We start from the raw sequence: 9,404 nt of genomic DNA, 5'->3' as shown, positions 1-9,404 counted from the left end.
ACTGAAAAGAAGTACGACTCTTACGCTATAGCTGCGGATGTGTACACTTGGGCAAAGGATATACAACACGCTGATGCAGAGAGGCAGGTAATGTGGTGTGATCAGCTTTTAGAGACTTACGATGCTTCAGAAGGAATTAAATTGGCTCTAAAGGGTAATTTGAATGGTGAAGGTAATATCGTTGGAACACTACGACACAGCCATGGGCAGTTTTACTTTGACCTTGATGCATTAAAAAATATCTCTATGGATAAGAAGCCTTCCTTTGTAAAAGAATCGTTCGATTTAGAAGGAATGAAGAAATATGTGGATGATCTAATTAAGAGCAATGAGTATAAAACTAAAACTTTAAGGGAGTCTATGTTAGAGATGAATCCAGGTTTCAAAAATGCTACTTTTACTTTTTGGGATGATCCAAATAAGCATTATACATTCGAAGAAATGATTAAAGAGGATGAAAGGCGTTACGGACAAAATTGGACTAAATAAATATGTGGGTTAGAACCGCTCGGACCTTTCTGGAGAGCGGAGCAGCTTTGACTGACAGATAAGTTGCAGAAAGGAGTTTTATGGCAGATTATTTAGCAGAAAACAATTTTCTTATGCAGGGAGCTTTTTCAAGTAGTTATCTTTATTTTTCTAATTTCGCTAATAATAAAGATTCTAGTTTTGAAAAAGCTATGAAAGCGTCAGCAGATGAACAATTGAATACTACTGAAGTTGCGGAGGATGGAAAAAATAAAGGAAATAGCTATACACGTATTGTGTCAGCAACAGTAATGAGCAGTGAGTTTTCAGCAACTGCAGGTTCAAACGGTACTACAGCATTTTCTTATCAAGGTGTGATGCAACAGTTTGAAATCAGAATAGATGTTAATGATGATGATAGAAAGTACACTGCCATTGGCACAGATAAGGATGGAAAACCATTTGAAAAAGAAATAGATCCTTATAATGTTGATCCTACTGATGCAGACTTTACAGAGTTTGCTGCGTTATGCTCTTACATTCGTGAAACAGAGAATCTTGCTGATGAGACAATGAAGTTTGTGAGCGACTTTGAAGTAAATGATATCTTTGAGCGTATGGATTATCTTGCTACCTTCTCAAACGAAATGGGCAAGTATGAAATGGCAGGATTGGGAAATCTTTCGCTAGAAAACTTTATGCCGCACATCAATAAGTTGATGGAAACTCTTATGGGAGTCACCATGGAGAAATATAATTTGAGTCTTGATGAAACAAGCTGTGTTTTGCAAGACAAGGAACAACAGCTTATAGATAATATTTCTAAGGCGACACAAAAGGTTGAATCTGAAAATGATTATATTATTTCTAAGCATGGAGCTGTTGATGAAATAAATTCAGAAAAGGCTTCAGATGATAGCGTGTTTATTGGAATGACGACTTTTCCAGTTTCTAGTTTAGTCTCTCATATGGTTGAGGCGGTTATTCCACCTGAGTCAACATCAGAAGATCCAGTTGTTCAGGTTCGTTTTAACGGAGATGACGGAAAGTATCATGTGTATAATATTCACGTTAATGATGTGAACCCAAATTCAGCTTCTGATATGGAGATGTTTGCTTACTTATCTTATCAAGATCACATTGGAAACAAAACTCCAGGCGCATTTAATAATTGGGCCGCATATCAAATAATGAAATTCACACATGAATTAGAGACATATGGTGATTATCGCGAGTTGCTAGGAGAAAAATTTTTTACAGGGGTAAAAAATGATGTTGAAGCCATGATTAATCAGGTATTTTCGTGGTTAAAGAATAATAATAATCCTAGCGCCCAAAAGCAAGCCGGATGGTGTAGGGATTTACTTGATATGCTGAATATGGGGAACGTAGAGGTTTTGCAGGAAGTATAAATACAATTCACACCAAGTTTATAGCATTTCAGCACAGATCTATTACAAGTATTGGTTAAGAACACGATATTCTTATTGGGAGAATGAAAGGAGCTGATTGCTATGGATGTAAGTGGAGTAACTGCTCAGATAATGGAACTTAAAACGGCTACGCCTTATGTCACCAGACAGGAGGAGATAAAAACTGGTTTTAAGAATATAAATGATTATTCAAAATATCTTCAGGAAAAGTATCCAGAGATGAATACAGGTACTAAAAACATGTATGGTGTTCCCGTGACGGTAACAGTTTCAAGTGCTTTTCTTGAAAAGTGCAATAAGGATCCAGAAAAGGCAGCTTTCCTCGAAGAAAATTTAGCTGTAACAAATGAGTGTGTTAAAAGAAGTGTTGAGTACACAAAGAATATGCCTGGAAATCCAGTGATGACATTTATGACTATTGAATATGATGCTAATGGTGAGATTACCATGACAAGTGCTTGTACCAATGATCCTGACGGAAAAATCGCCCGTGAAAATGCAAAACGTAAGGCTGATGAGGCCAGAGAAACACAGAAGAAACTTGAAAAAAGGCGTCTTAAGAAAAAGAAGGAAAAAGAAGCTGAAGAAAAGCGAAGACTAGAGAAGATTAAGAGTGAGTCATTAGAAACACAAGAGTATATTGGAATGGGAACTGATTTAAGGGCGATTACAGAAAGCATTTTTGGTAGTAAGGGAAAAACTTCTTTTGATTTAAGAGCTTAGATGAAATATGTACAATGGGATTATGGCAAATGCTTATAATCCCATTTTTACTTTATGCAATTCACAACAAAAAAAGTGCGTTTTGCACAAGAGGTAAGGTTTACATAAAGGTAAATTGGCTATAATAATGTTTATGAACAGTGGGGTATTTGAAAATGAAAATTGCAATTTGTGATGATGAAAAATACATAAGGGATTTTATAGCTGAAAGCGTCTCAAAAGAAGTGGAAAACGCTGATGTTATGTGTTTTGAATCTGCAGAAGGTATGTTAGAAGCAGATGGGAATGTAGACATTATGTTTCTAGACATTCAGATGGCTGGAATGGATGGAATGGAGTTGGCACGACAAGTTCGTTCTAGAGGAAGTAATGCTGTGATTATCTTCGTGACTGCGCTAGAGGAATACGTATTTAAAGCATTTGATGTCAAAGCTTTCAATTACCTTGTAAAACCAATCAATAAGGATAAATTTGGAGAAGTATTACATGCAGCTATTGAAGAGGTGATGCATCGTCCGAATCAGCCGATTTCAAAAGAATCAGAAGATAAAACTTTTTTGATTAAAGCCAACGGATTAAGTCGAAATATTGCTATATCAGAAATTGCATTTGCTGAGGTTTTTAATCGTAGAATTGTACTTCATATGAAGGATAATGATGAGATTGAGTATTATGGACGAATGGCGGATTTAGAGAAAATTGCTGGTGGTGATTTCTTTAGGGTTCATAGGGCGTATTTAATAAATCTTTCAGCAATTCAATCATATAACTCAAAAGTTGTTCAGGTGATGGGATTAGAATTACCAGTTGCTAGGGGAAAGTATCAAGATTTAGTAAGAGCATATTTATCATATAATACAAGAGGTTTGTGATGATGGTATCAGACGCTTTTTTTAATAATTTTATGATTGGTGCAATTGAAATATACTGCCTAATTACTTCGATTCTATTTGTTTATTGGCTATGTCCTTTTGTTAACAAGAAGAAAGCTGTATATGTTGCAGCTCTTTTTGAGTGGGGTGTAGACTGTATTCTTAGATATGTTGATATTCAAAATGGAATTAGATTAGTTTTATCTATATGTTCGCTTTTTAGTGTGGGTATCATATTGTTCTTATTGGATGAGAAAAGAAATCTTATGCAAAAGGTTTTTCTTTGTGTGTGCTTTTTCATCATAAGATGGCTGACACTGGAAATCTTCACTGAGCTTGGGTTCTATGAACGAGATTTTATCATGGGATTCAGTTTGTTTAGAGAAAGCATTCCGGCAATAGTGGCTGAATATGTGGTCTCAACAGTTATTGAGTACGGATTAGCGTTATTGCTGTTATTCATTTCAATCAGACTTGTACTTAAAACGTATAAGAATAAGCATGAAAACTTGTCATGGAAGGAATTTATTATGCTATTAATACCATGTGCATGTATTTTTCTTGCTACTCGCATTATCTATGCATATTACATGTTGTGGTTTGATGGCATTGAAAATGGAAGTATTCAAGCAAATATTCCAGGTAATTTATATAGAATATTGTTCTGCGTAATGTCGTATTTAACATTAGTTGTGACGTTATATTTTTATCAGAGCATTAAGGCTAATAAAGAAATCGAGTATGCTAATCGTGTTCTTGCTAATCAGATTTACGACAGCAAAAGGTATGTGGAGCAAGTTGAGGCTGTTTATCAGCAGATGAGGGCTATGCGCCATGATACAGGTAATCATGTAGCTGTAATGTCAGGCCTTTTGGAGTCTGAAAAGTATGACGAACTTAGAGACTATCTTGGTAAATGGGAAGAGGCATATACGGACGTAGTTCCAGCTGCAAAAACGGGAAATGCTGTAACTGATGTTGCGTTATCAGAGTATGTAGATAAATTTGCTAAGGATGAAATAAGTTTTAAACCATTCTTCAAGTATCCAAGTAATGTAGGTGTAAATCCGTTTGATATGTGTGTGGTTCTTACAAATACTTTACAAAATGCCTACGAAGCTTCACTTAACGTTAGGGAGCCGTTTGTGGAGATAACTTCAGTTGAACGAGATAAGGTTTATATTATTAGTATCAAGAATAGGGCAGAGAGAAAGGCTCTGATTGATGAAGATGGGCTCCCTATATCCTTAAAGAATGGTGAAGGCCATGGGTTTGGAGTACGAAATATTAGGGAAATTGCTAGAAAATATAACGGAGATATTGAGATTAAGCAATTGAGTGAAAAAGATGGGTTATGGTTTGTGCTTAACATTATGTTAGTTGGATAGGAATACAGAGTAAAGCTTGCTGCAGTAATGCAGTAGGCTTTATTTTTTGTAATAGATGCTGTTCACATCATATAAAATGCGGTTCACAACAAATGGGTTTAGATTGAAAAAATACTAGTCGATAGCGATTATAGAAAGCTATTAGTCTATCTAAAAGAAAAAGGATTTTGATTGTGAACCAAGGAGGGTGATTACATGGGAATGGAAATATCTCGCAATAATCTGAGCTATTATCAGGGAATTCAAACAAATAGTCAAAACATTAAGGAAAATGAATTAGTTGCAGAAGAAACATCCACCAGAAAAACTGCAGCTGATGAGTTGAGCTATTTACAGAGTAAATATGATGGTATCCAGTTTTTTGCTATGGATGTTTCATACGGCACAACTTATGGCTCTAAGGATACTACAAATATAGCTATATCCCCAACTTTTCTTAAGAAAATGGCGGAAGATCCAGAATTGGAGAAGGAATACACGGACCAATTTGAAAATATGAAACGTCTTGATAAGGAAAACATACAACGAATTGAAGCTGGCGGTGGCAAACTCATTGCCCAAGGCTGGGTGATAGATAAAGATGGTGGAATGAGTAAGTGGAGTATAGGTACTTATGGTGGTAAACAGAATTATAAGCAGCAACCATATGATTACTTGAGTAAACTCAGAAAACAAAAGGCTGCAATGAAAAAGAATTTATCAAAGAATAATAATCTTAGCACAGCTAAGACAAAAATAAAGATAAAAAGTCATAGCATTGACGCTCGTGTATAGATTGGGGGAGATTTCATGAACATTAATATAAATAGAATTAGTGAATCACAAAGATCTAGTACGACATTTCAGATAAATCAAAATCAGCAGATGGATTCTTATAGTAAGAGTATCCAGGAGCAGATAAATAATGCCCAGGAGCAGCTTCAATCTCTTGGCGAGGACAAGGAAATGTCTATAGAAGAAAAAATGAAAAAGCGACAGGAAATTCAGAAGCAGATATCTGATTTGCAAAATCAATTACGCCAGCACCAGATTGAGCAACGTAAGGAAAGTCGGCAAAATAAAGGCTCATCTATGGAGGATATGCTAGGAGGCAAGAAGGCTGTCAAATCATCAAAAGCCTCAAAGGGCATTTCTACAGCTAGTATGAAAGCACTTATATCAGCTGATAGTGCGATTAATCAGGTTGAAGCCCAAGGTGCCGTTAAAGCCAACATGAAAGGGGAAGCTGGCATTCTTGAAACTGAAATAAAGCTAGATTCTGCCAGGGGAAAAGACGTAGAAAAGAAACAGGAGCAGCTTGCTGATATTGAGGCAAGGACCAGAGATATTGAATCGGCTCAAATGGATGTAATTAATCGTGCAAACAAGGAAATTGATAAGTCAGCTGAAAGTGATGATAAACATACTACAATAGCTTCTGATAAGAACAATAAAACAGATAAAGCTAACAAGTCAGAAACTGAAGCTACAACTGAGCAACGTGCAGATTTAGTAGAGTCTAATGATGAGAGTACAATTCCAGAGGGAGTAGAAATCAATCCTGATAATCCAGTAGGTAATAATGTTGATGAGGTATTATAGGAGGGATTGCCTATGAATATTAAGTTACAAGGCATTGATTTGTTAGGTAATCTTGGATTAAAAAGCACGCAGGATAGGTTAAACAGGCAAGCTGAACGTGATAATAAAATCGCGTTCTTTGAACAGCAAAAGGAAAATCTTAAGAATATGAAAGCCGACACCATAGATGAGATTGCTAGAAAACTTGACTTGTTCCATGGGTATGAAAATCAAATAGCCGCGGCTAAGATGGAGTATAACAATTCTCAGATGTTTCATGTATTTGACGAAGCCCAGGAGCTTGCTGAAAAGATTGCTGAGGCTGCTGAGAATTATAAACCTAAGACTTCTGAAGAACGTCGTGAGGATATGATTGAGGAAGCAACTGGCGTTGAAAATGATGGAATGCTTGATGAGTTAATGGATAATCTCACCGATGCAGTTGAAGAAGTCACGGAAGAGATGGTTGAAGAATTGCAGGAAACATCTGAGGAGGCATTATCGGAGGAAGAGTTGGAACAGGCTAAATTGTTGAAAGATGAACAGTTTGAAAAATTAGAACAGGAAAAAGATATTCCTGAGAATTATAAACCGTTTGAGTATCGTATTTAATAGATTATTAGAATAGACAAGGAGGTCGATAGTATGGCAAGGATTAGCGATTATGTATCAAGTCATAAGTATTTTGACGAGAATTACAACGTAAACAATCAAAATTATTCTAATGATTTCTTGGCTGGACTTAATGTATCATCGCCTGCAGCATCAAGCGGAACATTCAGTTTGTCGGATTATTCAATGATTAAGAGCGGAACCTATGGCAAACTAATGAAGGCTTATTATGCGCAGGAAAAGGCACAGAAGTCATCCTCTGGTAAAGACTCCACAGCAAAGCTTTCAGTGATGTCAGATAATGCTGCATCGTTGTCTAAATCAGCTGAAGCATTGATGAATTCTTCCCTTTGGGAAAAAAAAGAAGTTCAGGAAAAGAATGAGGAAACTGGAGAAGAAACAACCAAATCAGAATATGACTGGAAGGCTATAAGCAAGGCTTTAAATTCATTTATAGATGATTATAACAGCACAGTTGAAGCGGCTGGTGAATCAAATACTAAAAGTGTTTTAAGAAATGCAGCATGGATGACAAAAGCTACATCAGCTCACGAGCGCTTGTTGAATCAGGTGGGCATTTCTATTGGGAAAGGTAATAAACTTTCCTTAGATGAGGATGAGCTGAAAAAATCAGATATAGAAGTTCTTAAGACTCTTTTTACTGGTCATAATTCGTTTGCATCAAAGATTATGAATAAGGGAAATTCTATTGCAAATGCAGCTGGAGTTGGAAGCTCCTATACAAAGAACGGAACCTATTCAAAGGCAGTGTCTCAGCTTGCTAACAGCAAGTTTGATGTGAAGGAATAATAGGATTGGAGGTATTTATTATGGGTATGGATATTAGTGGAATTACAAATACAAATGCGACTTCGATAGTTCAGAATAAAAATGATGTTAAGAATACTGATACATCAAAGGATGAAGAAAAAGTGGCTGAAAATAAGAGTACAGAGCAAGGTGCTACATATGAAAAAAGCGATGTAAAAGAGACTGGAACTTATAAAATCAATAAGATGAGTAAAGAAGATCGTGCGGCATTGGTCCAGCAGCTTAAAGCTGATATGGAACAGCAAAAACAGCAGATGCTTGAATTAGTAAATAAGACTTTATCTGGACAAGTTGGTACTTTTGGAAAGGCTAATGATGATAGCTTTTGGAGAATGCTTGCTGGAGGAAATTTTAAAGTTGATGCAGCAACAAAGGCTCAAGCCCAGGCTGATATAGGCGAAGATGGTTATTGGGGCATTAAGCAAACTTCTCAGAGATTGTTTGATTTTGCAAGCGCACTTGCTGGTGATGATGTTGACAAAATGAAAGAAATGCAAAAGGCAATGCACAAAGGCTTTGGTCAAGCAGGTAAGTCTTGGGGAAGAAAGCTTCCTGATATTTGTCAGCGTACAATAGATGCTGCGGATTCACTGTTTGACAATTACTATAAGTCAAAGGAAAGCGAATCTAAGGAAGTGATTAGTGAGGATACAATTAAGGAATAGATGAGTTACCTGCTATTCAATACATTATTTGTGCATTTCATTACATTGAGATTATTGAAGCAGAGGATTTGACGAAACATATTATAGAAAATGCTTTTAGGAGGCTAATCATATGAGTTCAATAAATAATTCTTATGAATATTATCAATGTAACCAGGGCTTGCTTTCTATGCTTAATAAGAGTAAGTCAGGTAATCCTCTTATAAATCAGTTGATTTCAAATAATGAAATAAAATATCAGCAAAAAATGGAATCATTAGGTATTGGCACCACGAAAAATAATACAAAATATAAAAATGTGGATAATGCGACCAATAATCTTTTGGATGCACTAGAGAAGCTTGATGATAAAGATTTATATACCGCTGAAAGTGGTAAAGAATATGATAAATCTAAGCTCATTAAAGGAGTAACTAATTTTGTCGCATCCTACAATAGCACTATTTCTAATTTGGATAGTTGCGGTGGTGCATTAAATAAGAGCTTTAAGACTGAATTCACTGATACATTCAAGGAAAATGCAGCTTCTTTTGAAAAGATTGGCATTACAATTAACGCTGATAAAAAGCTCTCAGTTGATCAAGAAAAATTGAACGCAGCTAATCCGGAAGATATAAAAGCACTATTAGGTAACGGTTCATCATACAGAAGAGAACTTATCAGTAGTGCTAATTCGATGGATTCAATCATAAATAAAGCTTTAGCAATGCGTTCTGGGACATATAATGCTAATGGATTTATGATGTATTAAGTCTATTCATTACATGGAACTGTCCATTGATAGCATGTAGCTTTATAGCATTGTCAATGCTTCCGAAATTTAATATATGAACTGTAAGCTAAGATTCATGG

11 protein-coding genes are annotated in these 9,404 nt (G+C 35.9%); all 11 read left to right on the top strand.

The window, feature by feature from the left end; genetic code table 11:
- On the top strand, nt 1–489 hold a 489-nt coding region (locus BLV53_RS17150), incomplete at its 5' end, for a hypothetical protein (RefSeq protein WP_170830906.1).
- Between the two features lie 80 nt (nt 490–569).
- A complete protein-coding gene (locus BLV53_RS15745) occupies nt 570–1,880 on the top strand; it encodes a hypothetical protein (protein WP_090302606.1) in 1,311 nt (436 codons plus the stop codon).
- A 102-nt stretch (nt 1,881–1,982) separates the two neighbouring features.
- Nucleotides 1,983–2,624, top strand: coding sequence for a hypothetical protein (locus BLV53_RS15740; RefSeq protein WP_090302605.1), 642 nt, complete (start codon nt 1,983–1,985; stop codon nt 2,622–2,624).
- 155 nt (nt 2,625–2,779) lie between these two features.
- Nucleotides 2,780–3,496: a LytR/AlgR family response regulator transcription factor gene (locus BLV53_RS15735; RefSeq protein ID WP_090302604.1), complete on the top strand. Its 717-nt coding sequence runs from the start codon at nt 2,780–2,782 to the stop codon at nt 3,494–3,496.
- Complete coding sequence (locus BLV53_RS15730; protein ID WP_090302603.1) at nt 3,496–4,884, top strand: sensor histidine kinase; 1,389 nt, start codon at nt 3,496–3,498, stop codon at nt 4,882–4,884. The genes BLV53_RS15735 and BLV53_RS15730 overlap by 1 nt, the downstream gene beginning before the upstream one ends.
- 195 nt (nt 4,885–5,079) lie before the next feature.
- The gene (locus tag BLV53_RS15725; protein WP_090302602.1) at nt 5,080–5,658 is read left to right on the top strand and encodes a DUF6033 family protein; all 579 of its coding nucleotides are present in this window, start codon (nt 5,080–5,082) and stop codon (nt 5,656–5,658) included.
- Between the two features lie 15 nt (nt 5,659–5,673).
- Nucleotides 5,674–6,465 carry a FlxA-like family protein gene (locus BLV53_RS15720; protein ID WP_090302601.1) on the top strand — a complete coding sequence of 264 codons (792 nt, stop codon included), beginning with the start codon at nt 5,674–5,676 and terminating at the stop codon, nt 6,463–6,465.
- Nucleotides 6,466–6,477: 12 nt separating this feature from the next.
- Nucleotides 6,478–7,056 carry a hypothetical protein gene (locus BLV53_RS15715; protein WP_090302600.1) on the top strand — a complete coding sequence of 193 codons (579 nt, stop codon included), beginning with the start codon at nt 6,478–6,480 and terminating at the stop codon, nt 7,054–7,056.
- 33 nt (nt 7,057–7,089) lie between these two features.
- A complete protein-coding gene (locus tag BLV53_RS17430) occupies nt 7,090–7,866 on the top strand; it encodes a hypothetical protein (protein WP_242879127.1) in 777 nt (258 codons plus the stop codon).
- A gap of 20 nt (nt 7,867–7,886) precedes the next feature.
- Entirely contained in the window at nt 7,887–8,552 is a 666-nt protein-coding gene (locus BLV53_RS15705; protein WP_090302597.1) for a hypothetical protein, read from the top strand.
- Nucleotides 8,553–8,664: 112 nt separating this feature from the next.
- Nucleotides 8,665–9,303 carry a flagellar filament capping protein FliD gene (locus BLV53_RS15700; RefSeq protein WP_090302595.1) on the top strand — a complete coding sequence of 213 codons (639 nt, stop codon included), beginning with the start codon at nt 8,665–8,667 and terminating at the stop codon, nt 9,301–9,303.
- Nucleotides 9,304–9,404: the final 101 nt, after the last annotated feature.

Origin of the sequence: Pseudobutyrivibrio sp. ACV-2 (assembly GCF_900107545.1) — a bacterium.
Lineage (GTDB): Bacteria > Bacillota > Clostridia > Lachnospirales > Lachnospiraceae > Pseudobutyrivibrio.
This window is presented reverse-complemented; position numbering and strand designations above follow the sequence as displayed.